We start from the raw sequence: 25,355 nt of genomic DNA on the forward strand, positions 1-25,355 counted from the left end.
TTCACAATTATTATCATTATACGTACAAGAATATTTTGGGTTACGTATTTTGCCGGGGCACTTTTAAACGCGAAAAAGCTGCCTTCGCAGATGAGGGCAGCCTACGTTAACATACGATGACGTTTAAAAATATGATTTGTATATGCGAAGGATTTGCTCATAATGTTCTCCATATTTCTGGGACAGTTCTCGGTTAAAGTCGAGCTCGATTCGTTCCATCACAATATCATGATAGAAGGCATTTTGAAGTAATTCAGTGAGCGAGGGATGGTTGGTTTCCAGCAGCGACGGCGCAAATTGCTGACCAAAACTTCCTAGAAGTGCTGCTGAATTATCGCAGAGCATGGAAAACTTTCTTGATTCTACGTTTATCCATTCGTCGTTTCGTTTATGAACGAGCACATTCTTTAGACTGCTATTCACTGCGCCGATCGAAATCAAAGTTACGGCTACTCCCCTTTGCTCTGCTTTGATTAGAGCATTTTCTACCCAATGAATGTCTTCGGCCCACACATCAACGACTATGCTCTTAGTCGCGTTGGCAGCGAGCCGTCGAATTGCGCTCTCGATTGCACTTCTCCCTTGCCAACTGTAAAAAGATGGTGATAATTGATCGATTGGCACGGCATCATACATGACGGAATCGGATTCGATCATACGACATATTCCTTTATCCGTTAACGACCGGAGCGCTGCATATACATTTGTTCGGGATACGGATACCCTTTTGGCTACTTCATAGCCAGAGATTCTCGTCTCTTGATAAAGCACCAAATAGCATTTCGCCTCTAACTTCCTGTTTGGCCTTTATAATGATAAATATGAGGATTGAATGCGTCCGTTTACTGTTGTTCCGCCGTATTCAAGGCGATGGCCGACATCTACCGAGGTAATCCCGGAAAAATCGTGAATGTGAACAGGTTGTCCACACCAAGATGGAATATATAATTTATGGGCATGGTGCATGTTCTTCTCTTCGGACTCATAAATAAACCTTGAAATTGAGGTTTCTATGGATATCAATATCCCCTTCAAGCATGTTTCTATATAATATCAGTTTATGTTTCGTTATTTTTGGGAGACAGCGAATGCTTAAATTCATGCTTATTCCCCCAAAAAACGCCAATCGATGTGCAATGTGCAATACATCGATTGGCGTTATGGTGCGCGAGACGCGATGACCTTTTCAATGGGATTTCATTTTTGATCGAACAATACTTGGCGATTGCGTCAGTTGAAGCATCGAATAAATATTGCTATATGCCAGATCATATCAACGCTTTTCATTGAAAGAGGTCTCGCACCACACTGCGTTATTGAATCTTTCGGAAATAGCAAAGAGCGGAACTTGTCCCCTCTTTCATCTGATCATTATTAATCATTGTCCCACTCATGCTCGTCGGCGTCATCTGCCTCTTTTTCCACAATTTTGCCCGTGTACTTATCAATCTTGTATTCAACTTCGCGATTTCCATTGCGAATTTCAATTTCGTAAACGTTCTTGTCGGAATCGATCTCAGTAACCTTGCCCGGCGTTTCCTGAAGAGCGATGGCGACTGCCTGCTCCTTCGAAATGGCAGTCTGGCGATTTTGCGTTTGGCGGCGTACACTCTGGCGCACATTCGCATCATTGTCTTCATCCCGTTCGACCTTGAGCACTTTGCCGGACACGGCATCCAATGTCACTTCGTCGTCATCCTGACTGCCTGCCGTTCTGATTTCGACCTCAAATAACATCCGGCCGTTCTCTTTTTCAACTCTACGCTGCGCACGTCTCCCTTTACTTGTCGAAGAGCAATCTCCTCCGCCTGTTTCGATGTCAGCAGTTGCCGGCTTCCGTGTGACGGATCCTTCATAGAACCGTTAGCCGTGCCTGCGGCTGCGGCCGCACCTACGGCGCCTCCGACCAATAGCAGACTTGCAATGCCTGCAATAATTTTGCGTTTCATACTATGTTGCCTCCTTCAATAGATGTTACCCTTACTATAGACAACGAAAATGAGGATTTAAGAAAAGATAAATGAGAAATCGATGAGAAACGGCCAACATTCGGTACCGGTCTCAATCATCCCAGGTTACGGATTTTACTTCCCCGGTTATTGCATTGATCTGAACGGTTCCATCCGCGCCGTCTTCCTGATCTATTTCGATAAGATAATAAGCGATGCCGCCTGACTGGATCAGATCAATGTCATCGACCTTCCCGTTCACTGTCTTGAGCGCAATAGCGATCGCTTCTTTCTCTGAAATTCGTTTTTTCGGCTCCGGCTTCGCCGCCGTGGGAGGCTTCTGCTTATCCGACTGCTCAGCAGGCGGCTTGGCCTCCGGTTTAAGCGCGGTTTTCTTTGTCCTAGCCATACCCTTAATTTTTCCGTTATTCTTTTCAATACTAACTACATATGTTCCCGAATCCAGCACCATCGTAACCCGGTAGGCGCTAGAGAGCTCGACGACTCCCGCGATCTCCCCTTTGTACATATTTTTGACCTTGCTGGCCGCCTCCACGGCGGATAAAGGCTCGGCAAAGGAGAGCAGGCGAACAAGCTGCCAGATCACAATGGCAAAAAACGCAATTACGGCCGTGCCTAGCCATGCTTTTCTCAATTATGTGCCTCCCTATTTCCGGAATATCTCGAAGATAATTGCTCCCTATAAATGAGCACCGCGAGAAATCGTTAAGATAGCAGCAGTGTCACAAACTCCCCTTCATTGTGCCTGCTTAAATGAAATTTGAACTTTCGTGCCGCGGCCTTCCATGCTTTCGATGTGAATATCGGCCTCCAGAACCTCGACAATTTCCTTAGCCAGCGATAATCCCAGGCCAAAGCCGCCCGTTGCTCTTGTTCTAGCCTTATCTACCCGGTAGAACCGATCAAAAATTTTGTCCAACGAATCCGCTGGGATACCGATCCCGCTGTCGCTAATCTCGACAACCGCCTTTGTCCCAGCTTTTGTGACACTGATTCCGATTGATCCTTCGCTATATTTGCGAGCATTATCCATCACAATATAAAACAGCTGTTTGCATTTTTGAACATCTGTTTCCACGATTATGTCTGATTCTTGCTGCAGCAAGATATCGCGCTGGTAGGCCTTCTGGAAAGCGCGAACCCACTCCTCGATCATTTGTCCCAGATCAATGGTTTCTACTGTGACCGTCCACATCTCGTCATGCTTTGCCAGCAGCAGCAATTGCTGGGTCAGATCCTTCATCCGAATGGCTTCCGAATGTATCGCCTCAACAGATTCATCAAACAACTCGGGCTGCTCTTTCCCCCTTCTTTTCAACAGGGATGCATAGGATTCGATAATTGTGAGCGGAGTTTTCAGTTCATGGGATGCATTGGAAATGAATTGGCCCTGCTTCTCGTAATTGACCTCCAACAAATCCATCATACGATTAAACGTGATACCCATCTGGTAGAGCTCGTCCTTGGACTTCTTCGGCAGCGGAATCCGCTTAAATCGCCCGCTCTGCTGAATATCCCGCATTGTTGCAATCATCGATGAGATTGGCCGGGTAATGAAGTTGCTTAGCAGCTTGGACGAAATCAGGACAGGAAGGATGGCAACCCCGGACACCAGAATAAGCACCACCCGCAAGATATGGAGCATATCAGCGGTGGACTTAAGGCTTTCCATGACCTGCATATTGGCTACCTCGCCGTCTTGCCAGACAATTGGAAGCGACACGAAGACATGCGGAATGCCCTGGACGTCGACAATGCTGCGCTCTTCCTGGCGATAATAAGCAACGGGAAACTCGCGAAGCTCCTTCAGTTCTGGCGCCGCAACCGCCGCGCCCCGCCTTCCGTTCGCATTGACGATCTGGAGAATGCCGCGAAGCGGCACATAGGCCCGCAATAGATCATCCGGCGGTATTGAGGTGCCTGTCTGATTGATTCCAGTTAACGCCTGCTGCGCTTCACCCGCCACTCTGTTCGCTTCGCTATTCAAAATCATGTTGCTGAACATATAATAAATGGCTGTATTCACGATCAGTATGAGCACGATGAACAATACCGCTGTGTAAAGATTTATTTTATTTCTAAGCTTCATCCCGGATCCCTCAGTACATAGCCTACGCCGCGCACAGTATGAATCAACGTTGTATGATAGGGCTTGTCAACCTTGTGGCGAACGTAACGAATATATACATCCACAATATTCGTATCTCCGTAATAGCCATATCCCCACACGCCATCCAATAATTGTTCCCGGCTCAATACCTGTCGGGCATGCTTCATCAGATATGCGAGTAGCTCGAACTCGCGAGGTGTCAGTTCAATCCGGTCTTCCCCGCGCTTTACTTCATGCGTAAGTTCGCTCAAGCTCAGATCGGCGACCGTAATCCACTCAGGCTGGATCTCGGCGGCCGGAGTCTTACGCCGCATGCGCAGCGAGGCGCGTATGCGTGCCAACAGCTCCTCATTCGGAAAGGCTTCGTCACATAATCGTTGGCTCCGAGATCTAGGCCCGATACTTTATCCTCTACGGAGTCCTTAGCGCTCAGCATCACGACCATGATATGCGGGTCATGGGAACGGATGCGACGCAGCAGCTCGATTCCGCTAATGCCGGGCAGCATTACGTCCAGCAGTATCAGATCCCAGTACTGCTCCTGAAACATGCGGTACCCTTCCAGACCGTCTAATGCCTTGCCAACCTCATACCCTTCATATGCAAGCTCCAGTTCCAGCACGCGGGCAATTTTTTCTTCATCTTCGACGATCAGTATTTTAGGCTTGTCCATATATTAGCCTCGCTCTCCCCTGGCATTGGTTTCTCAATAATGATAAGCGATTAGATTCCAAACTCTGCGTTCCCCACATTATAAATTTATTTTCCGTACTCATCAAAAGAGTCGGACTATCGAATCCATGAAAAGAGTAATATCCATTATATCAAATGGGGCTATCGAGAATATTTGAATATAATTACAAGATACCGCAATCGATGCAAATGTAGACTACATGAAAACTATTTGATTTCATTTTCACCGATTGCTTTGCGAATATCATAATCCTCAAGATTGATATCCAGCTCCATGTTGAGTGCCATTTTTGCCAACTGGCTTCCCAAATAAGGACCTGCCGTCAGACCGGATGATCCCAGTCCATTGGCCGTCAAAAGTCCCTCCCAACCAGGCACAGCGCCAATTACCGGAAGGTAACCTGGTGTAAAGGGACGAAATCCAACTCTAACCTCTTGTACGGTACAGTTAGCTAAAGCGGGTGCCAATGTAAGGCCCTTATTCAGAACTTCCTGCATTCCGCCTGCTGTTACTCTTGTATCGTAGCCTTCTACCTCATTTTCATGAGTGGCACCGATTACGATCTTTTGCTGATTGAATGCGAGCATGTATTGATCGGTTGGCGGCATAATTAACGGCCAGGAGCCGGTATCTTGTTGATCGGGAACATGCAGATGCATGATCTGTGCCTTTTGGTAGCTTATTTGAAAATGAAGGCTCAATGGCTTAAATAGTGGATTGGCCCATGCCCCCGCACATACGATAACAATATCAGATGCAAAGCTTTCATCGCCTACCATCACCCCTGTCACCCGTTTCGATTTATACTGAAGCACGGCATCTCCTTGGATCATAGCAGCTCCGTTACGCTGTGCCGATCGCAGCAACGCATCGCGCAGCGCTCGTCCATCAACACGGGCGGCGCCGCTAATATGAACGGAATGATAGCCTCCTGCCAGCAGCGGAAATCGCTTACGGGTCTCTGTTTCATTTAGCGGAGTAATATTGCCGACTTCTGGTGCATCTTCCTTTCTACTATACGCCCGCTCCTCCATCATTCTTAGCTTATCTACATCATCATGAATACAAAGCGCTCCAACTCTGGCATAGCCAGTATCGGTTTCGCCCTCGCTTGTAAGTTCTTGAATCAACTTAGGGTAATAACGTGCTCCTTCCCTGACTAACCGGTACCAGGCCTGATTGCGCCGCTGTGACAGCCATGGGCAGATAATGCCGGCAGCGGCATCCGTAGCCTGTCCACTATCGTTGCGGTCTACAATAAGAACATCTGCCCCCAATTTGGCTAGCTGGTATGCTGTTGATGCTCCAAGAATTCCTGCTCCAACTACGATGACTTTCTTCATGAATACATTCCTTTCCTAACGCACTGTATCCATTATAACGAACTTCGGATGAAAGCATAACCTGAACAATAAAAACGAAACTCGTAGCCACAAAGTAGTGTTGAGCGAGCGATGCCATAATCTCGGTTACTTACTCCCCTCCCTGTGAAAGCAGGTGATGTCAACAAGTTAACGTTAAGGCTGTTTCGATTTAAATGTCTAAAATGGCTAAATGTCTAAAATGGCTTGTCCCACCTTGGTCAAAAAATGAATCGCCCATAACCGAGCAATTCATTTTGGCATTGCAGTGGCTTTAACAGGGATGTAAGTTTCAAAAAGCTCTTCGATTAATCTCAATTCCTGTTTGACCTTTATAATGATGAGCATGAGGAATGCGTCCGTTTACGGTTGTTACTCCTTGAAATAAATGAATATGGCCTCCCTGTGGAACCGGAATAGCGGGTCCTGTTCTACCGCTGATGACATGTGTATGGCCGTCATTAAATGTGGTTTCTGCATAGTACTCATGAGTATGTTGCACGTCATTTGGCGCAGGTTCTGTTGTTCAGGCATATTCGTGGCGATGCCCAATATCTACCGAGGTAATCCCGGAAAAATCGTGTACATGAACAGGCCTTCCATTCCAAGATGTAATATATAATTTATGTGAATGATGCATGTTCTTCTCTTCAGACTCATAAATAAACCCTGAAATTGGGATTTCCATTGCGATCAATCTCTCCCTCATTTTGAATAAGAAGGTTCGTTCTACCTGTTTCTATATAGCAGTAGTCTATGTTGTGTTTTTATACTAGAGCACGGCGAATGGCTAAAATCATTGCAATCTTCCTTAGCTTAGATAGGCACATTTGTGGGAACGACATAATATGCTGAATAAGTCAAATCGTTAGAGGGAGATCACTAATGAGAAAGAATTTAACGTATGATTACATTGTTGTAGGTACAGGTCCGGCTGGAGCTGTTATCGCAAAGACACTTACTGACGACCATCAAACCTCTGTACTTGTGTTAGAGTCAGGCGGAAATCATGATAAAGATACACCGATTATGGATTCGACCTTTGCTCCGGAACTTGAAGAAAACTTCTTTCCGAACTACTTTTGGCAAGGAGAAGGCGTTCCTCAAGAAGGTATTGATGACCGCTCCTTCGAGTGGACTACAGGGCGTCTCTTGGGTGGCGGTTCCTCAATTAATGGAGAGCAATATGTACGACCGACAACGGAAGTGCTCCAAAAGTGGGAACGACTGCTTGGACCCTTATGGTCACCTGAAAAAGCGAAACGCCGATTCAAAAGATTAGAGCATTATAACGGGAAAACTACCAATAAAATGCACGCGGCTATCGAGGAAGAATCAGCATTCGCCAAGCGCCTGAAACGCCTACAGCCATGGCAAGCAAGCTGACGATAGCGATCGAGCGGGCTACGGGGTATCCCACAATTCTTGACTATAATGATCCCGATACTCCGCTAGGGCCATTTACCCGTTGGCAATTATATCAACAACCCGATGGCCGTAGGGAAAGTTCTTCAACTGCCTTCCTATCTCCGGATATTATGACGCCGACTGGTCGGGGTGTTAATAACCGCAAACTTACGGTAATGTTCCGGACAACGGCTCTCCGCATTCTCTTTTCCGGAAAACATGCCATTGGAGTCGAATTTTTGAAGGACGGTAAATGTGTCTGTGCATATTCTCGCAAGAAGGTAATTATATCGGCAGGAATTAATAGCCCGCAGTTATTGATGCTATCTGGAATTGGCCCCGCTAAAGTGTTGAAAAAGGCGGGAATCCCTATCGTCGTTGATAATCCCAATGTGGGACAACGGTTAAAAAACCATACCTTGAATTTTGCCGTATTCACTGCCAATTCGAATGATCGCCCCCTCCCTGACCTCGATCCAAACGCACTATATACGGGAGGAGCTTTCTTGCCTGATCCATCCGGAATCGATCCGGATCAACGGGCGGTTCAGCTTATTGGCATCGGATCCGAAGACAGGTTGACAATCGCAATTTTGTACTTGCAGCCAAAGAGTAGAGGTTCGATCCGCATACAAAGCCCTGATCCGCTGAATATTGTATTGGCGGACGAGGGCTTTCTCACAGATCCAGACGATATGGAGGCTATAAAAAGAATCTATCGAATTTATATAAGAAATATTGCTCAAGAGCTTGCACGGATTGATTCCTCTTATAAACTTCTTTCGCCTACGCTCGATATCATTGATAATGATGACAGGCTCGAACAATTTATTAAATATAATTTCGATCATAATCACCATCAACAAGAATTTCTCCGTATGGCTCCATTATCTAAGGGAGGAGTCGTCAATCGTAGAGGTGAAGTACATGGCGTACAAAATTTGATTGTTGCAGATGCGTCCATCGTACCTTTCACAGTCGATGGAAATACTTCCTCGGCAGCGTATCTCATCGGATATACCATTGCGAAACAATTGTGTAAAAAACCAATACGCAAAAAAATCAACAGACATACTTGGAATGGGAAGGAGAATGACAACAAGGGGCTGTGTGACAGCCCCTTGTTCTAGTCATCTTTACAGTGAATATAAGCTTTTGGCCTATAAAGGAGAACGGTTGCTTATTAGTCGTTTAGCCTAGGAAAGCGATGGAACGTTTCGTTTTTTGGGCAAACGCGATCGGATTGTCAATGGACTCCCAGTGGATATACATTAATCGAGGGTTATCATTTAACCAGTGATTGTGAAGGGCTGTTACCTTTATGCCGTTTCGCTGCAGATTTCGAATCAATCGATTGGCTTGATTCTGGAAAACTGCGGTTTCTCCCAGGCAAAGTGCGCGACCCTGTCTATCCAGAGATTCGAACGAAAACAACTGATACCGCACAAGTGGAGAAGTTGTTCGTCTGCCTAAAATAGTTGCGCGCAGATTTCTTGCTCTGCTTACGAAACAGACAGGCCCCGGATCAATTTCATGCTCCCCTCCCAAAATCGCTGCAAAACGATTGCATAATCTTCGAAATGTAGGACTTACCTTAACATTCGCCATTTTGAACCTCCTTATGGGTTTACAAACAGTGTATTAACAGCTAGAGGGAGTTGTTTATGCGAATGCCTAAATTCCATTTTTTATATGATTCAAGGGATGAATGCTTCATCGTTAAGCATCTGCTCTATCAAGAAGATGTTAAGCGTAAAACGCCGTTATGCTCCTGAGTTTAAGAAGCTGGCGGTATTTATTTGTCGGGTCATTACTGCTCTTAAAGCGTGCGTAGCCGTCTCTGTTACAGAAATGGCATAACTACGGACGAGCATTTTTGCCATCCCAAATAATTATTCAATGCTTTCGATATGGTGAATATTAGCCCTGCTTTAGAGCACATTACTTAAAGATTCAAAAACTGTATCTAAATTTACATGAACGAGATAGGAGGATTTTCTGTTGAATAATCAACTGGCCACCCATGAGGTATTGGAAGTCCATGAGCTCATGAATTTCAAAAACACTTGTATGAATAAAACTGCATCCATGTACAATTTGGTTTCCTGCGAACAGTTAAAAAAATTGATGGAAACTGACATTCAAAATTCAGCTCAAGCGATAGCCGACTATAAGAACATTCTGTCTCGCGTACAACAATAATATGGAATTTTCTCAGAAAGGTGGATGAATGAACGATGAATTACTTGCTGAAAAACCTTACTGGAATGAACGGGATGTCCGATCAAATCGTGGCCTCTGACATGCTTATAACGGCTAAATCTGGAGTTAAAGATTTGGCGGTTGCCATAACAGAAGCCGCAACGCCGGAAATTAGAAATGTTCTTAAAAAGCATTTGGACACTGCCATTCAAACCCATGAAGCAATAACTTCCTACATGGTAGAAAAAGGATTTTATCATCCATATAACGTACACGAGCAGTTGCAGGTAGACATTAACGCTGCAACTACTTCATTGAATTTAATTAACGGCTGAGAGTAAAAGGAGCATAGAAAATGGGAATCTTAAGCGGTAACCCTAAAGATGAACCCCTACACTACGGAGAAATATTTGATGTATGGGCATTTTCAACCAAGGCTAAAGGGTGTGTCTCCGTTTATCGGGCTTACCTCAACCATGCCGGGGACAAGGATCTAAAAAGGTTATTAGAAGATTTAGTAAATCAAGCTGAGCTTGAAGCAAAGGAATGCGATCAAATTCTAATTGAGAATGGAATCGCACCTAGTCCATATCCGCCTGAGAGACCGGAATCTAAACTTGAGGAAATACCTATTGGAGCTCGACTTGCGGATCAAGAAATTGCTCCGTTAATTTCTGCTGATACAGCAGCAGGCATGGTCGCTTGCAGCCAAGTAATGGGGAAATCCATTCGGGAAGACATTGGAGCATTGTTCGGGAAATACCATATGACGAAAACAGCACTAGGATTGAAGGCTCTCGAAATCAGTAAAGAAAAAGGATGGTTAATCCCGCCTCCGCTGTTAATAAAGAGACCAGACGGAAAGGAAGCTTAAAAGGTAACCGGACACAAATTCCAGGCTTAAGAGATGTCCGCTAACTTTACTAATTAAATAAAAGCAAAAAAGGAATCCGCTAAACGGGTTCCTCTTTGCATTCCAGGTATCACACAAGAGAATCAAAAAAGGTCGCTTTTTTGATTTGTTATTGGAGCAGGGCTCCAGCTTAAGGAGTGAGGGAAAAGTAATAAAATTCCCCCTTCTTATTAATCTTGCCCACGATTACAGGCTGTTTATCTTTCTTGAATGTATATTCATTCCATTTAACGGATACTTTATATCCAGCCAAATTGACATTGAATATGGACATAACCTTACCGCTTGCTGCAGAAATCGCTTGCTTCTGGGTGTATTTAGGCTTAGCAAAGGATTTGGCAAAATCTTCGTCGCTGGTCCAATCGATTTTCAGCGTATCGACTTCTGACACTTGATTAGTTATTCCGTCAATCTTGACGCGATGATGTTCGTAGCGATCGGCGAAATACCAGAAGAAGCTGTCGGCGACCTCATCCTTTACCCGAGATATGAGAACAATTTTTATTTTCGCCTCTTTGCTTCTTAATTGGTTGATTGCGTTAGCAGCTTTATGTAACCATTTTTTATCTATTTGTGCTGATTTTTCTTCGCATATAAACACTTTTGCTCCCGGATGGAAAAATATAACTGGATCTATAGACTCATTTCATTGTTAAAAGTTGCACCTTTACTGAAAAATCGTTCTTCATTCCACCATTAGTCTATAACTGCCGGGATAATGCATTCCTTAATCAGTCTCCATCTATCGCGAGGATTCATAATAAATTAGGATGCAATGGCTATGACGAGGTTTTTTCTGGAATGCAGCAGATGATATTTCCGCCATCTCCTATTGCTGCGTATGTAAATATTCCATCCTCTTCGCGCAGCCACCATAAATAACCGTAATGATGAGTGTTCATCGCTGTTGATTCTTCTACCCATGACGCCGGAATAACTTGGTGATCGTTCCATGCTCCCCGATTCAAATAGAGAGCACCAAATCGAGCCATATCACGCGGGCTTAGCGTGAGTCCCCATCCTCCCGTTGAATTGCCGCTCGGATCTTTCACCCACCCTCTCACATTCTTGCCGAATAAATCATCGAATCCGAACGATTGCATCTCATAATCCGGAATTTGGGACATGCCGATCGGTTTGCATAACCGCTCATTTGCCAACTCACGGGCACTTTGTCCCGTACTGCGCGTAATGATCGCTGACAACAGGTGTGCTCCTGCGGTTGAATATTTAAAATCTCCGATTCTTCCTCCTTGGCCAAGCATATCCAGTGTATATTTTACCCAGTCAGACTGCATACACATCTGATCAAGCGGTTCTTGCCAATCTTCGAATGGATACGGTACGGTCATCGTGAGTAGATGCCGTATGGTTATTTCTTGTTTCTGCCTATCAGTTGGATCAGGATCATGTTCGGGGAAAAACTCCAGCACCCTCTGGTCTATATGCTTAATATATCCTTCATCTATGGCAATGCCAATGAGGGCAGATAAGATGCTCTTCGTGACAGATGCCACATGATGCGTATCATGTGGCCCATAGCCGTTGTAATATCTTTCATAAGCAATCGCTCGATTTCTTGCAACGACGATGCCGTTTATATTGCTATACTCGGATTTGAGGATAGAGTCAAGCTTTGACAATTTTTCAGCATCCATTTGCAAGGCTTCCGGATCTGCTGCGACTAGCCATTCTGCAGTTGTCCAATCGATTCTGTTCATATCGCTCTCTCTTTCTGCTGCTATTTTTTCTTTACAGGAAAATAGACCTCTGTAAGCATATCTTCAGGTGATGCAGCGTAAATAGGGTCGGTTATATACACTTCGTACGGTGAATTGACTAGTTCATACCCTTCATGTTCGACCCATTCTCTCAGCTTGGCATATACCGATGTCAATTCTGCATATGGACCGTTCACGATAGACCTCGCACACAGGCCGCCCGGCAAATCTCTTGTTCCTTTCACCGTTTCTTTGATAGGGATGGCGAACTCCGTATCATTACCGAGAGGATTATACTCCGGGCTGTGGTAAATCGTAATGGGGGTGCCGAGCATGGTGAGTCTTTCAACAGCGATCTGTTCATAAAGCCTGCTAAAATACGTTCCGTACCCTTGTGCGTAGTCATTGCTGGTCATCATTCGGCGTGTATACAGGATATTTAAAGATTGAGTTTCGACAAGCTGTACTTCTATTTGATCAAGGTGTGACATGATCGGTATACCCTTTTCTACTCTTGAAATGTCCCCACTCAATTGGGTTAAAGTAAGTTCAAGCGCATGCAACTGAAGTTGTATTTCTCTTTTCTTGCGGTGAAGGAGAGCAGACAATTCTTCCTCAGATTTCTCCCCTTCCCACTCCAGAATGGCTCTAATCTCATCGAGTGAAAATTGATAAGATTTCAAGCGATTAATCAAGAGCATTTTCTTTAGCTGCTTGATGGAATAATACCGATAACCGTTTTCCGAGTTAATCTCATCTGGATTTATTAATCCGATTTCCCCGTAATAGCGAAGCGTTTTTGTTGATACTCCGCAAATCTTTGAGAATTCCCCTATCGACAGCAAAGTGGCACTCCCCCTATTTCAAATATAAGAAATGTTTTATCTCTTGTTCCTTGCTCTACCCCACTGTACAACTTCCCCTAAGGGCAAAGTCAATAGGCTGTTGCTTATGTGCTCGCTATTGAATGCCGATGTTGATGTTCATAATAATAAGAAGTCGAAAATGACATGCTATAAGTGATGAACCGTTCCTGTCATAAAGCTCCCTATGTTCATCCTAGCGACAAGACATTCAAGAACATATTCCATCGTGGAGGATTGCATCGTGGAGGATTGCATCATGCAAAAACAATCTAAAATTTTCTTCGTTCTCTTCCTTTCTTTGCTGCTCATGATTTCAGGTTGCGGTGGCGCAAGCAAGAAAGAAGAGAACAATGCAGGCAAGAACAACCAAGCTCAGGAAGAAAAAGATAAAGGCCAAAAAGATGCTACTTCTGGCGCATCCATGGCGAAGTATACCCCAATTGAGGAACTGAAGAACAGCTATGATATCGTAGTTGTTGGCGCGGGCGGCGCGGGCATGACTGCTGCGCTTGAAGCGAAGGCTGCGGGCATGAATCCTGTTATTCTTGAGAAAATGCCAGTTGCTGGCGGCAATACAAGCAAAGCATCTTCCGGTATGAATGCATCAGAAACGAAGTTCCAGAAAGAACAGGGCATTACAGATAAAAATGACTTGTTTTACGAGGAGACCCTTAAGGGTGGACATAACACAAACAACAAAGATATGCTTCACTTCTTCGTTGACAATTCTGCCAAAGCGATTGACTGGCTCGACTCCATTGGTATTACACTCAACAATATTACGATTACCGGGGGCATGAGTGAGAAGCGCACCCATCGGCCTAAGGACGGATCTGCGGTCGGTCAATATCTTGTCACCGGATTACTGAAGAATGTGCAGGAAAAAGGGATTCCGATATTTGTGAATGCAGACGTTAAAGATATTACGATTCAAAACGGAAAAGCGACAGGAGTTAAGGTAGCATTCAGTCAGCATGGCGACAAAACGATTGCAGCAAAATCGGTGGTAATGACGGCCGGTGGATTTGGCGCCAACATGAATCGTATTGCTCAAGTTCGCCCGGATCTGAAGGGTTATGTGACAACAAACCAGCCAGGAAGCACGGGCGATGGCATTTCTATGATTGAGAAAGCGGGCGGAACAACGGTTGATATGGGACAAATACAGGTTCATCCGACCGTTCAGCAGGAGAACTCCTATCTCATCGGTGAAGTTGTACGCGGCGAAGGTGCTATACTTGTCAACAGCCAAGGCAAGCGGTTCGTGAACGAAATGGCTGCTCGGGATAGCGTAACAGCAGCCATTACTAAGCTGACGGAGAAAAATGCGTTCCTCATTTTCGATGCTGGTGTCCGATCACGTGCTAAAGCGATTGAGCAGTATGAAAAAATGGGCTTTGTCAAAACAAATGACACCGTCAAGGCGTTGGCTGAAGAAATTAAAATGCCTGCGGAACAGCTCCAAAAAACGGTCGATACGTGGAATAGTGCAGTGAAAAATAAGAAAGATACGGAGTTTAACAGAAAAACAGGGATGGATCATGAATTGTCTGCTGCTCCGTTCTATGCGATCAAAATCGGCCCAGGCATTCACTACACGATGGGTGGCGTAAAAATTAATACAAATACAGAAGTGCTGGACAAGGACGGCCGCCCTATCCCGGGTCTTTTTGCAGCGGGTGAAGTAACTGGAGGCTTGCACGGGGAGAATCGGATCGGGGGCAACTCAATCGCGGAGATCATCATCTTTGGTCGTCAAGCGGGTACGAAATCAGCGGCGTACGCTAAATCGGTGAAGTAAACGATATATTAAAACGTTATTTACACTGACAGATAAAATTTGCGGCGTATGTACCAGAAGCGGTAAAAATGGCAATGACCTCACCAATGTGCTGAAAACGGTGAGGTCATTAGTTGTTCCGAAATGTTATGCTCGTACTACTAGCAATTGCTTCGATTTGGTTTGAAGAATAGATAGCCACTCCTACACGCTTCTCATTCGCAACGTAAAACATGGCCTGAGCAACGACTTTCGCTTCAATAGCGAGTCGGCTTGGTATAGGCCTGCCTAGCAAAGAAAAAAGGGAGCGAATAACTTTGCTGCTCAAGTCCTCTAACAATCTAGATTCATGACGCTCTCCTAAGAGCAAGGAGGGGCGGAAGATAGAAAGTGCTTCATAGGATACATGCTGTAACTGTTCTTCAAGCATGCCCTTCATCCGGGCATACCAGAACGGAGACTTCATATTTGCATTCATGGAACTAACGACGAGAAAATGACGTGCTCCTTGTTCCTTACTCAATTTGGCTAACGATGTTGGATAGTGAACGTCTACTTGGTACATGGCTTCTTTTGATTTAGCTTTCTTTATCGTTGTTCCTAGACAACAGAAGACATCATCAACAGCCAATTGCTCGGCAACCTGTTCAAGCTGATCGAAAGAGCAGACGATCTCTGTTAGCTTCGGATGTTTTGTCTCCAGCGGCCTCCTGACAATCGCATACACCTGGTCATAAGTATCGGATTGCAGCAGAATATTTAGCAATTCTCTCCCGATTAGTCCGCTAGCACCAGCAATTAATGCCTGCTTTCCGTTCAACTTCATATCCCCCTTGCCTCATAATCTACAATCAATTGCAGAAAAAACGCTGAGGTCTTTTATTCATTATTTCTTGAATCGATCCACTTCAATCCCGACGCTGCGCAATTTGTTTTCTGCTTCCGCCTCAATCATCTCTTTGAACATGGTTAGCACAGGGCTAAAATCGGTATGCTTGCCCATCAAAAAGCTCATTTCGTATTCAATATCAATCCATGTGCTTATATCTGCCTCGTTATGTTGGATTTGAGCCTCCAGCTTATCCAACGCATTCGCCACTTTGGCTTCATAAGTCTCTTTGCGTTCAAATTCCATCCATAGATCGTACACGTCCAATCCCAAATCGCCGGTTAATGTATCCCGAATCTTTTCTATCGCTTTCATCTCGTTAATCACTTTTTGCTTTCTTAATTGTTCATTTTGAATGGTATCGAATGCAGGGATGTCCTTTGCCTCCGCCTCCACTAAGTCATGAATAATGATCATTTTCAACATTTTCGCTGTATCTATTTTTTGATCTAGATAAGGCTCAATAAGCAAGGCCATCAGCGAAACTCTCCACGTATGCTCAGCAACACTTTCCTGCCTGCCGTTAGACAGCCAGCTATGTCTCAGTTCATATTTTAGCTTCTCGCCCAGCTTAATCACACTAAGCATGTTGGCAAGGTTGGATTTCAATAGTTGTTTTTCCATGTATGCACACACTCTCTCCTCTTGGTGTCTCTGCTACTGTATATGTAAAACAATGAATCTTCCTTCTAGTGTATTAAAAATATTCTGTTCTATCAAACAGGATCTCAAATATCGATATTCTCTTACGTTACATCCTCAACGGGATGGGCTTTGACTTATTCTATCTCTTCCGCGTCTCGATGTTCATCATTTTTTGTGAATGGTAAATAAGTTTGCCGATGAATTTGAGAGTATGGGAATTGACTTTTTATCAGCTTTGCGCCTAAAATCACAATAGCTTATATATTAGAACAGATTGAAGGGATTTATATGCCATACATTCGTTTCAAAGGATTTCAAGATTCATTCGTAGAAGAGATTACACCTGAGGTTGTAGAAAACTTTGCCTCCATTGTTCATATTGAGCAGGAAAAGGTCAAAATTGAGGTGCTCAATGTCCACATTATTACGAACACACCATTATCTGTTGAAATTATGATGTTTCAGCGAGATCAGGAGACGCATGACCAGGTTGCGTTTCGATTGAACGAAATGTTAAAAGAGCGGGGATACCCAGGCGTGCACATCTTTTTTGTTATTTTAAACCCCCACTTATATTATAAAGAAGGACTGCCGCTAAAATAGTGAGTGTCGTGTCCATGCCGATTAATTTCTATATTGTTGCGTACACTATACCTATTGCAGTAAGACTACGGGGGGTATCGGCATGAACGCACAACGAGCTAGGCAAATTGCAAACTCGCCAAAGCTAGCTAACGTCACCTATAATGGAAGGCAAATTTACATTCAACATGTAGATGCAGACAGCCAAACAGCGAGAGTGTTTCCAATCGACGCTCCTGAAGAGGAGCAAAATGTTCCTTTATCTCAATTGATTGAACATTTGGGATAATGTATCCAAAGGTTATCACAAAAAAGTGCCTTATGCGACTATAGGCACTTTTTTTATGCTTATTCGAGTATTCCCTATTCATTTTTTCACTCTCGAAACCGTCATCCCATCACCAATCGGCAGCAGCACCGATTCTAATTGAGGATGATTGGCAACGGTCACATTGAATTTCTTCATAATTTCCGTATATTGTTTTGGCTGAGCATCTGGGTCGGTATCAGCTACACTTCCGCCTGCAAGCACGTTATCTGCAACAATGAGAGCACCCGGTTCTGCTAGCTGGATGCAATACTGCAAGTAGTTTTCATAATTTTGCTTATCTGCATCGATAAAAAAGAAGTCAAACCGCTTTTGGGCACTCGCCAACTGCTTGAGACTGTGCAAGGCTTCGCCAGTCATGTAGGATACTTGCTGTGCGAAGCCGGCCTTGGAGAGATGGCTGAATGCTAGCTGCGCATATTTCTCCTCTAATTCAAGAGAGGTTAATCTTCCTTCATCTCCGAATCCTCTTGCAAGGCAGATTCCGCTATATCCGCCTAATGCGCCGATTTCCAACACCTTTTTGGCCCCGGAGATGGACACAAGCATCGTCAATAGCTTTCCAGAGGACGGGGGTACAGAGATAGAGGGCATCCCATTTACTTGGATAGACGCAATCACTTCCTCCAAGAGAGCATCTTGACTGCAAAAAACAGTATCGATATAACTATTTATTTGTTTCACCGGTGATCATTCCTCCTCATCACTGTCTGCCCCTTCCTTATTCTCTTTATCTGAAGTACTCTTCGAGCGCTTGTCTTGAATGTGTTTGTTGATTTCTTCATTTTCATGGATTTCAAATCATTGTACAAATTCGTTAATGACCATATCGATTGCCCTCAGCACGCCGACTAAAATGGGACGAATTGATCAAACTCTGGCTGATCCAGCTGCTGCTTGAGAGTAGAACGCTTCAGATCAGCATTTCCAAGAATACTAGCGCTCTGCCTCGTCGAAACGTTTTTGGTCAGTGAAGGCGGGAATCTCCCCTGCCACGATGACGCTCGCCTCGTTGATGTTCTTCACGATGATGCCCTTCTTTTGTCAATTCCTTGAATCGATCATTGCTCATGAATGGACACTCCTTAATTGTATACAATTATATTGCTGAATATGATCGTATACATTTTGTTAATGAACATGCAACAGATAAGAGTAGATTGACAATTGGGCATTAGATCTATATAGTTTAGTTTAGTTAACTTAATATATTATTCGCAGTTGCAAGCCATAATAATGATTCGGAAGGAGACTTATCATGAATTCGGATTACCGTAGAGTTGTTCATGACATTAACGACGCCATACAAGATTACTATACGGTCTACAATAAAGGGGCCGGTAAAATTGATGCGTATCAATTAACGGTTCAACAAGAAAATGTGATGCTATTTATCATGCGTCATGAGCGAACAACCGCACATGAAATTGCAAATGCCTTCGCGATTTCCAAAAGTGCGGTTAGTCAAGTACTGTCCAAGCTTGAGTCTCGTGGTTTTATCGTCCGTGAAAGCAATCCGAACAATTTGCGCGAATCGTTTATTCTGCTTGGAGCAGAAGGACAGCAATATGCTGCATGGATTGATGAGGCGGACGAAACCTTTGTCAGGACTTTATTCTCCCAAATTGAACTTGCGGATTTGAAGCAAATGCTCCAAACCCTGAACAAAATTAATCGAATTATGCAGGAATCTACTACAAAACGCTAACATCAAATTGAAATTACAATCTTTATTAGAGTTATTGCATTCCGTTGTTATGTAGAACAGTGAGGAACAATTATGCATTCAGTCACAAAAGAAAAAATGTCATTAGCATTAGTGCTCTTTAATTTATTTATTGCCTATGTCGGAATTGGTCTTGTCGTACCTGTCATGCCCTCCATTGCAAAGGAGATGCATATAAGCGGCCAGACTGTAGGATACCTGGTATCGGCGTTTGCGTTTGCGCAGCTGTTCGCATCCCCATTTACCGGTGTGTGGGTGGACACCTTCGGCAGGAAAAAAATGATTGTATTCGGTCTTATGCTTTTCTCATTCTCCGAGGTACTATTCGGAATTGGTACACAGGCATGGGTTCTGTTTGCCTCGCGTATATTGGGCGGGATTAGCGACGCCTTCATCATGCCGGCTGTAATTGCGTATATCGCGGATCGAACGACAATGGAGAATCGGGCAAAAGTATTAGGATATCAAGCTGCTGCCATTAGCTCCGGGTTCATTATTGGCCCTGGCCTTGGCGGGTTCATAGCTGAATTAGGCATACGTGCTCCCTTCTTCTTCGCGGCAGCATTTGCTTTCATAGCGGGCTTATTCTCCTTGTTCATGCTGCAGGAATCGTTATCGAAGGAACAGATGGAAAATAGCCGTGCAGAAAATGTTCGAGTCCGTTTTTTGGCTGAAATGAAGAAGTCTGTGCAGTCGAACTATTTTATCCCGTTATTAATCGTATTTGTATTGGCCTTTGGATTGGCGGCATACGAGATGATGTTCAGTCTTTTTGTCGATGTAAAATTCGGTTTTACTGCCAAAGATATTGCCTTCATTATTACAATCGGCTCTATATTGGGTGTGGCAGCTCAGATCTTGTTATTTGATAGGATGGTGGCGAAATTCGGCGAGAAAAAGATCATTCACGCATCTTTAACCACAGCGGCCATCTTTATATTGGCAACGGTGTTCGTAAGCAGTTATGTAGCGATTATGGTTGTGACAAGCATCGTCTTTTTCGCATGCGACATCCTACGCCCTGCTGTCACCTCCTTGCTGTCCAAAATGGCCGGAGATAATCAAGGCTTTGTTGCAGGTATGAACTCAACGTACACAAGCTTGGGCATTATAGCAGGACCTGCTATTGGCGGTTATTTATTCGATATGAATATCAACACCCCGTATATCTTTGCATCCATCGTGCTGCTTGCAGCCCTTATGATATCTGTGATATGGAGTCGTAAAGTGAAGCAGCAAACAGAATAACCACAAGCAAAGCGACGGCGGTTGCATAGAACGCCGTCGCTTTGCTTGTGAGTCTTCCACATATTCATTCCATTAACTGCTTCCTGACGATTGCTAATAAATATCGCTACTTTAAGTGCTGCAATTTGTATTGAGATAGCTGGTACCCTTTAGTCACCGTATATAAGTATCCATCGCCGGCATAATAATACTTTCGAGATGATTCATCATATGGATATTCATACATAACTTTTAAAGTCTTGCCGTTCAGCACTTTATTCCCATTCTCAATATTCATTACAATATGATGATCCAATGCCTCGGAAATGGCAGGTATCGGAAGATTAGACTTGATGGAAGTGTTGGCAACTAAGCCTTTAGCATTGTATAAGCTCATGACGCCATCTGCATATACGACATAATTTTGTCCTATGGATTGAATCCACGCATTTCCTGGAATAACTCGTTCCCATCGTGTTTTTCCTTTTGCATTGAGGGCAATCAATTTATTTCCGCTCTTTGGTATATTCACACGGAGAAGAATATCACTGTTGTTAATGACCCAGGTTGCTTCACCTACATAGGTTACCGCTCCATTAGGGAGATTGTAAGTGAACAGCTTGTTTAATTTCGAACCATACACTGCTACCTTCGAATTCCCGATCTCCCCGATTTGAGACACAACATATTGACCGCCAATGACGTTATATATCTGTCCCAGTGCCACTTCAGCAAGCTTTTTGCCATTAGCACTATAGGCATATGCTCGCGGTTTGCTTTTCGCTGTAGGTGCAACCTTTTTATCAGGGTCGATTAGTAAAATCGTACCATCGTTCATCACATGCACGTCCTCGGCATTTGGTACTGGAATTGTCCAATTGCTTTTCCCGGAGGCATTCACGGAGAATAATTTAGTCCCTTGACCATCTTTTACGAGAGCGTACACCGAGCCGATCTTGCTATAAGCAATCTTCGTCCCCCATGGATAGGGAGTTCCTTTTTGATAGAATGTGAAAGACCATTTTGGCTTGCCGCTGCTCTCATCTACGGCAGTGACAACACCTGCTTCCCATACTTTCGTTTGAGAGGCGATATAGGTATTCGAAGCCAAATATACGGTTTTCGTATTCGGAATATGATAGGGCGCCTCAATAAATTGATTCATCTCAGACAAGTTTTTTGCCAACTTGGCTTCGGCAGCGGTTTGCTTACACTACTAGCTGAGACGCTAGTTACAGCACTCAAGCAGAATACAACTGCCAACACGGCACTGCTCCATCTTTTGATCCTTTTGTTCGACAACATGATGTTTCACCACTCCTGTTAATGTATGTAACTACATGGATATATGAACATGTAATATATTAACATGGTCTTTGCAAATTTTCAGGATAAATTCAGGAAAACTTGTAATTAGCTGCACTCCCATACACCGGCAATCCCGCCAGGAATCTCGGGTACATAAATCTGTAAGACGGGAACCATTGGCCCGTCTTGATCAGTCGGCCAACCTAACTCTGGATGGATGTAGAAATGACCGCCTAACCAGCTCCGTCTGCTGTCTTCAGGACGGAATCCTCCAATTTGGGCGGTCGCAGGTTTCTTCCCAAAACTAATCAGCGTATTGAAAACATCCATTTTCGTCATGAACCTCCCCTATATATGGTCATTCGTTATTTTGTATCATTGTAGCAACCTGTTAAGGAGGGTGGCTTTAGTGGAAATGTTTCGTTTGTATTATAGCTTGCCGGGTCATGTATATGAACTTTTCACTGGAAGGAAATACAATCGATCAGACATAATTACCTTAATATGTTAATATAGTACGGAGAATAAGAATGATATATGATGAATCCCACATTACACATTTTACATACTTCTGCATCCGAACTTAGGAGTAAAGGGGCTGTGCATTCATGAAAAATAAAGGGTATATTCCGGCTATGAAGTTCCATTGGTTAACCCCTGTATATGATCCGGTGTTAAAATGGGCTATGAAAGAGAACAAGTTCAAGACCCATTTGGTTCAGCAAGGGAATATAAAGCCAGGTCAACGTATTCTCGATTTGGCTTGTGGAACGGGTACATTAACGCTAATGTTGAAGCAAGCGCAGGGGGAAGCTGAAATTGTAGGGCTTGATGCTGACCCAGAGATATTGGCGATTGCGAAGAATAAGGCAGTACAGAATAAGGTGGACATTGATTTTCAGCAAGGAATGTCCACGGATCTCCCTTTTCCAGATGCTCATTTGGATCAAGTTTTTTCAAGTCTCTTTTTCCACCATTTAACCCTCGAAATGAAGCGCCTAACGGTAGAAGAACTGCATCGCACCTTGCGTCCTGGCGGGACGATTAATATCATTGATTTTGATAAACCGCAAAATAGTTTGATGCGTCTTGCCTTTTACCCGATTCAATGGCTGGATGGCTTCATAACGACCCGGGATCACGTCCACGGTATTCTTCCTGAATTGTACCAGGAAAGTGGATTTGAGAATGTGCAGCAAACCGGTCAGTTTGCGACTATCTTCGGTACGATGCGCTCCTATCGTGCACAGAAGCCGTCGGTATAATGGCATCCTTATTTCATACAACATGAATGAAAATTGTTCTAATCTGCTCTATTGAAAAAGATATATTCTTTCTATCACATTCCCATGTAAAAACGACTCTGACGCAAATTGCGAAAGAGTCGTTTGTTCGTTCTGTATTAAATATGAAAAAGAAGCATATTATTTTAGTTTTAGCTTTTTTGGTCGTTGCGCACGGATTCGGCACATATGCGGCGCTTGACCGTTATTTGAGCAGCAATGCTGAGGTCGAGATTGTAATGGAAATGCCAAATGCGTCAGTGAATGCAGATGGAACGGACTCCGCTGCGAAGCCGGCAGGAAAGACGTTCTCGACTAATGAGCCGAACGGAAAATGGAATGTCGATCTGATGAATATGGAGGTCATGTCCGGTGAAGGAGTCGTCGACATGGCTTCGCTTGATTCCGGAAATACCAGCGAGATGGCCATGTGAAGGAGCGCGAAGCTTTGTCGGCGGTTGACACATATCCGCAAGCAACATTCTCGACTAAATCTTCTACACCGTTACCGCCAGACCTTACCGATAAACTTCGAATCAGAGGCTATGTACAAGGATGGCCAATAACTTCTATCCGGTAAGACAAAAGTGACTTTTGCCGACTTCAGCATGACTAGTCTTCATTCTATCTTTTTAGATACTAAGAATGAATTAGCTGTATAGTTGGAACTATTTTGCAAAAAGCTAAAAGCTGATGGAGAAACATATTTTAATAGAAACGGCAATCCCGCAGTATCTTACACTTGCTGATTGTCGTTTTCTAATATGTATGGCGATATTTTGTTTAAGGAAAACAGAAAAATCCGTATTGATCCTTATTGAAATTATGTTATTATTTACCATGTAGATATTCCTGTTCTTTATGTAATTGATTTTACGCAAGACATATTACACTAAGAATGGGAGCTTTTTTAATTCCAGGTTGAGATCAAAAACCTGAGATTATCTCAAGTGAGGAGTGATAAAGGCTAATTGTTTGATTCTATTTCTTCTTATTTTCTATATAAGGAGGCTTTCTATGAAAAAGATGATCGATAAGAAAGTATTCATGCTGGCAATTGTGATCGTAACCGTTCTTGCATTTCCTTTTACTGCTTTTGCTGCTCTAATTGCCCCATCGTTAGCGGTTAGTGCATCGAATGCAGCTTGTACCTTAAGCTGGAATACGATTAATGGAGCAACAGGTTATGATATTTATCGCAATGGCAATTGGTATAAATGGACAAATACGTTGTCCTACGCTGATACGGGATTGACCAACGGATCAACCTATACGTATGCAGTTGCTGCGCAAAATGATAAAACTAGTCCTGTAGAGACATCTCCGCAAAGCACCAGCAAAGCTTGCACGCCGACTGCCTCAGGCGGCAGCACATTGCCCGCCCCTACTTTATCGCTTCGTGCATCGAATGGAACCTGCAGCTTAAGCTGGAATGCTATCAATGGCGCTACAGGCTATGACGTCTATCGCAATGGCGATTGGTATAAATGGACCAGCGCTTTGTCCTTTTCCGATACGGGATTGACGAACGGAACAACCTATACGTATACCGTTGCCGCACAGAATGACACGACAACTCCTGTTACTACTTCGCCGCAAAGCTCCAGTAAAACTTGCAAACCTGTTTCTGACGGTACCGGTGGCGGCTTTGTCGTTACCGAGGCTCAATTCAATCAAATGTTTCCTAACCGCAATCCATTCTATACTTATTCCGGTTTTGTATCCGCTCTGTCCTCCTACCCTGCCTTTGCCAATACAGGAAGCGACACGATTAAAAAACAAGAAGCTGCTGCTTTTCTAGGAAATGTAGCCCAAGAAACAGGACATTTAAAATACATCGTCGAGTTGGATACGGCAAATTATCCGTTTTATTGCGATAACAAAAATGTTCAGTATCCATGTGCTCCTGGTAAGCAGTACTATGGAAGAGGCCCGCTCCAAATAAGTTGGAACTACAACTATGGTGCCGCTGGCGCTGCATTGGGACTTCCGCTACTGACCAATCCAGACTTGGTCGCGCAGGATTCTTCAGTAGCATGGAAAACGGCCTTGTGGTTCTGGAACACACAGAACGGAGCAGGAACGATGACTCCACATAATGCAATTGTCAACGGCGCAGGCTTCGGGGAGACTATCCGTTCCATTAATGGGACACAGGAATGTAACGGCTCAAATCCAGCCGCAGTAGAGAACCGAATCAATTTCTTCACGAATTTCGCTAAACTGCTCGGTATCTCAACGGGAAGCAAACTCAGATGCTAGTTTTAGCATTGGTGTATATGGCACTCGTATGACTACCAAAGGACTATCAAAGCAGTGTTTCATGTGAATTCATACAATAAA

At 44.0% G+C, this 25,355-nt stretch carries 24 protein-coding genes and 5 pseudogenes; 12 read left to right on the plus strand and 17 right to left on the minus strand.

The annotated features are described in order from the left end of the window. Positions 1-123: 123 nt before the first annotated feature. The 8 genes and pseudogenes from PAV_RS25070 to PAV_RS25105 all read right to left on the minus strand — a co-directional run. Positions 124-792: pseudogene (locus PAV_RS25070) on the minus strand (TrmB family transcriptional regulator); the annotation flags it as partial. Between the two features lie 582 nt (positions 793-1,374). Next, positions 1,375-1,737, minus strand: coding sequence for a PepSY domain-containing protein (locus tag PAV_RS25075; protein WP_005550812.1), 363 nt, complete (start codon positions 1,735-1,737; stop codon positions 1,375-1,377). After that, the gene (locus tag PAV_RS25080) at positions 1,683-1,949 is read right to left on the minus strand and encodes a hypothetical protein (RefSeq protein ID WP_005550814.1); all 267 of its coding nucleotides are present in this window, start codon (positions 1,947-1,949) and stop codon (positions 1,683-1,685) included. Before PAV_RS25080 ends, PAV_RS25075 begins: the two co-directional genes overlap by 55 nt. A 112-nt stretch (positions 1,950-2,061) precedes the next feature. Then, positions 2,062-2,604, minus strand: coding sequence for a PepSY domain-containing protein (locus PAV_RS25085; protein ID WP_005550816.1), 543 nt, complete (start codon positions 2,602-2,604; stop codon positions 2,062-2,064). A gap of 102 nt (positions 2,605-2,706) precedes the next feature. Further along, entirely contained in the window at positions 2,707-4,059 is a 1,353-nt protein-coding gene (locus PAV_RS25090) for a sensor histidine kinase (protein ID WP_005550818.1), read from the minus strand. Continuing rightward, positions 4,056-4,753, minus strand: a pseudogene (locus tag PAV_RS25095) (response regulator transcription factor). The gene PAV_RS25090 and the pseudogene PAV_RS25095 overlap by 4 nt, the downstream one beginning before the upstream one ends. A gap of 227 nt (positions 4,754-4,980) precedes the next feature. Continuing rightward, a complete protein-coding gene (locus tag PAV_RS25100) occupies positions 4,981-6,117 on the minus strand; it encodes an NAD(P)/FAD-dependent oxidoreductase (protein WP_005550819.1) in 1,137 nt (378 codons plus the stop codon). A gap of 310 nt (positions 6,118-6,427) precedes the next feature. Next, positions 6,428-6,823 (minus strand): annotated as a pseudogene (locus PAV_RS25105) (YmaF family protein). Positions 6,824-7,020: 197 nt separating this feature from the next. Here PAV_RS25105 and PAV_RS25110 point away from each other — a divergent pair. Beyond that, a pseudogene (locus tag PAV_RS25110) lies at positions 7,021-8,672 on the plus strand (GMC family oxidoreductase). A gap of 61 nt (positions 8,673-8,733) precedes the next feature. Here PAV_RS25110 and PAV_RS25115 read toward each other — a convergent pair. After that, on the minus strand, positions 8,734-9,150 hold the full coding sequence (locus PAV_RS25115; RefSeq protein WP_005550821.1) for a DUF1259 domain-containing protein: 417 nt from the start codon (positions 9,148-9,150) through the stop codon (positions 8,734-8,736). Positions 9,151-9,543: 393 nt separating this feature from the next. Between PAV_RS25115 and PAV_RS25120 the strand changes: the two genes are divergently transcribed. The 3 genes from PAV_RS25120 to PAV_RS25130 are packed head-to-tail and all read left to right on the plus strand — an operon-like array spanning position 9,544 to position 10,618. Further along, positions 9,544-9,744, plus strand: a complete 201-nt coding sequence (locus tag PAV_RS25120) for a hypothetical protein (protein ID WP_005550823.1) — start codon at positions 9,544-9,546, stop codon at positions 9,742-9,744. 35 nt (positions 9,745-9,779) lie between these two features. Continuing rightward, positions 9,780-10,079 (plus strand): spore coat protein, encoded by a 300-nt coding sequence (locus PAV_RS25125; RefSeq protein ID WP_005550825.1) that lies wholly within the window; start codon positions 9,780-9,782, stop codon positions 10,077-10,079. A 20-nt stretch (positions 10,080-10,099) separates the two neighbouring features. Further along, positions 10,100-10,618: a DUF3231 family protein gene (locus PAV_RS25130; protein WP_005550828.1), complete on the plus strand. Its 519-nt coding sequence runs from the start codon at positions 10,100-10,102 to the stop codon at positions 10,616-10,618. A 169-nt stretch (positions 10,619-10,787) separates the two neighbouring features. Here PAV_RS25130 and PAV_RS25135 read toward each other — a convergent pair whose 3' ends face one another. The 3 genes and pseudogenes from PAV_RS25135 to PAV_RS25145 form a co-directional block, all read right to left on the minus strand. Further along, positions 10,788-11,258 carry a hypothetical protein gene (locus PAV_RS25135; RefSeq protein WP_005550830.1) on the minus strand — a complete coding sequence of 157 codons (471 nt, stop codon included), beginning with the start codon at positions 11,256-11,258 and terminating at the stop codon, positions 10,788-10,790. Positions 11,259-11,353: 95 nt separating this feature from the next. Continuing rightward, positions 11,354-12,378, minus strand: a pseudogene (locus tag PAV_RS25140) (serine hydrolase domain-containing protein). A 20-nt stretch (positions 12,379-12,398) separates the two neighbouring features. After that, positions 12,399-13,223 carry a MerR family transcriptional regulator gene (locus PAV_RS25145; RefSeq protein ID WP_005550833.1) on the minus strand — a complete coding sequence of 275 codons (825 nt, stop codon included), beginning with the start codon at positions 13,221-13,223 and terminating at the stop codon, positions 12,399-12,401. Between the two features lie 277 nt (positions 13,224-13,500). Between PAV_RS25145 and PAV_RS25150 the strand changes: the two genes are divergently transcribed. After that, complete coding sequence (locus tag PAV_RS25150) at positions 13,501-15,045, plus strand: flavocytochrome c (protein ID WP_005550834.1); 1,545 nt, start codon at positions 13,501-13,503, stop codon at positions 15,043-15,045. Positions 15,046-15,154: 109 nt separating this feature from the next. Here the strand turns inward: PAV_RS25150 and PAV_RS25155 are convergent, their stop codons facing one another. Both PAV_RS25155 and PAV_RS25160 read right to left on the minus strand, forming a co-directional pair. Continuing rightward, complete coding sequence (locus PAV_RS25155; RefSeq protein ID WP_005550835.1) at positions 15,155-15,850, minus strand: oxidoreductase; 696 nt, start codon at positions 15,848-15,850, stop codon at positions 15,155-15,157. Between the two features lie 60 nt (positions 15,851-15,910). Then, positions 15,911-16,537 carry an HD domain-containing protein gene (locus PAV_RS25160; RefSeq protein WP_005550836.1) on the minus strand — a complete coding sequence of 209 codons (627 nt, stop codon included), beginning with the start codon at positions 16,535-16,537 and terminating at the stop codon, positions 15,911-15,913. 309 nt (positions 16,538-16,846) lie between these two features. Here PAV_RS25160 and PAV_RS25165 point away from each other — a divergent pair, with 309 nt between their 5' ends. Further along, entirely contained in the window at positions 16,847-17,161 is a 315-nt protein-coding gene (locus PAV_RS25165) for a DUF1904 family protein (protein WP_005550837.1), read from the plus strand. A gap of 82 nt (positions 17,162-17,243) precedes the next feature. Then, entirely contained in the window at positions 17,244-17,429 is a 186-nt protein-coding gene (locus PAV_RS25170) for an H-type small acid-soluble spore protein (protein WP_005550839.1), read from the plus strand. 78 nt (positions 17,430-17,507) lie between these two features. Here the strand turns inward: PAV_RS25170 and PAV_RS25175 are convergent, their stop codons facing one another. Next, a complete protein-coding gene (locus PAV_RS25175) occupies positions 17,508-18,152 on the minus strand; it encodes an O-methyltransferase (protein ID WP_005550841.1) in 645 nt (214 codons plus the stop codon). A gap of 574 nt (positions 18,153-18,726) precedes the next feature. On the opposite strand from PAV_RS25175, the gene PAV_RS25180 reads away from it, so the two are divergent. Both PAV_RS25180 and PAV_RS25185 read left to right on the plus strand, forming a co-directional pair. Continuing rightward, positions 18,727-19,176, plus strand: coding sequence for a MarR family winged helix-turn-helix transcriptional regulator (locus PAV_RS25180; protein WP_005550844.1), 450 nt, complete (start codon positions 18,727-18,729; stop codon positions 19,174-19,176). Positions 19,177-19,248: 72 nt separating this feature from the next. Beyond that, positions 19,249-20,442 (plus strand): MFS transporter, encoded by a 1,194-nt coding sequence (locus PAV_RS25185; protein WP_005550845.1) that lies wholly within the window; start codon positions 19,249-19,251, stop codon positions 20,440-20,442. Positions 20,443-20,548: 106 nt separating this feature from the next. Here PAV_RS25185 and PAV_RS25190 read toward each other — a convergent pair whose 3' ends face one another. Both PAV_RS25190 and PAV_RS25195 read right to left on the minus strand, forming a co-directional pair. Further along, positions 20,549-21,586: an outer membrane protein assembly factor BamB family protein gene (locus PAV_RS25190; protein ID WP_005550846.1), complete on the minus strand. Its 1,038-nt coding sequence runs from the start codon at positions 21,584-21,586 to the stop codon at positions 20,549-20,551. Positions 21,587-21,834: 248 nt separating this feature from the next. Then, on the minus strand, positions 21,835-22,068 hold the full coding sequence (locus PAV_RS25195) for a hypothetical protein (RefSeq protein ID WP_040736878.1): 234 nt from the start codon (positions 22,066-22,068) through the stop codon (positions 21,835-21,837). A 269-nt stretch (positions 22,069-22,337) separates the two neighbouring features. On the opposite strand from PAV_RS25195, the gene PAV_RS25200 reads away from it, so the two are divergent. The 3 genes from PAV_RS25200 (at position 22,338) to PAV_RS25210 (ending at position 25,274) form a co-directional block, all read left to right on the plus strand. After that, positions 22,338-22,994 carry a class I SAM-dependent methyltransferase gene (locus PAV_RS25200; RefSeq protein ID WP_005550848.1) on the plus strand — a complete coding sequence of 219 codons (657 nt, stop codon included), beginning with the start codon at positions 22,338-22,340 and terminating at the stop codon, positions 22,992-22,994. A gap of 143 nt (positions 22,995-23,137) precedes the next feature. After that, positions 23,138-23,446 (plus strand): hypothetical protein, encoded by a 309-nt coding sequence (locus PAV_RS25205; protein WP_040736831.1) that lies wholly within the window; start codon positions 23,138-23,140, stop codon positions 23,444-23,446. A 583-nt stretch (positions 23,447-24,029) separates the two neighbouring features. Continuing rightward, entirely contained in the window at positions 24,030-25,274 is a 1,245-nt protein-coding gene (locus PAV_RS25210) for a glycoside hydrolase family 19 protein (protein WP_005550851.1), read from the plus strand. Positions 25,275-25,355: the final 81 nt, after the last annotated feature.

It is taken from the genome of Paenibacillus alvei DSM 29, assembly GCF_000293805.1.
In the GTDB taxonomy this organism is placed as follows: Bacteria; Bacillota; Bacilli; order Paenibacillales; family Paenibacillaceae; genus Paenibacillus_B; species Paenibacillus_B alvei.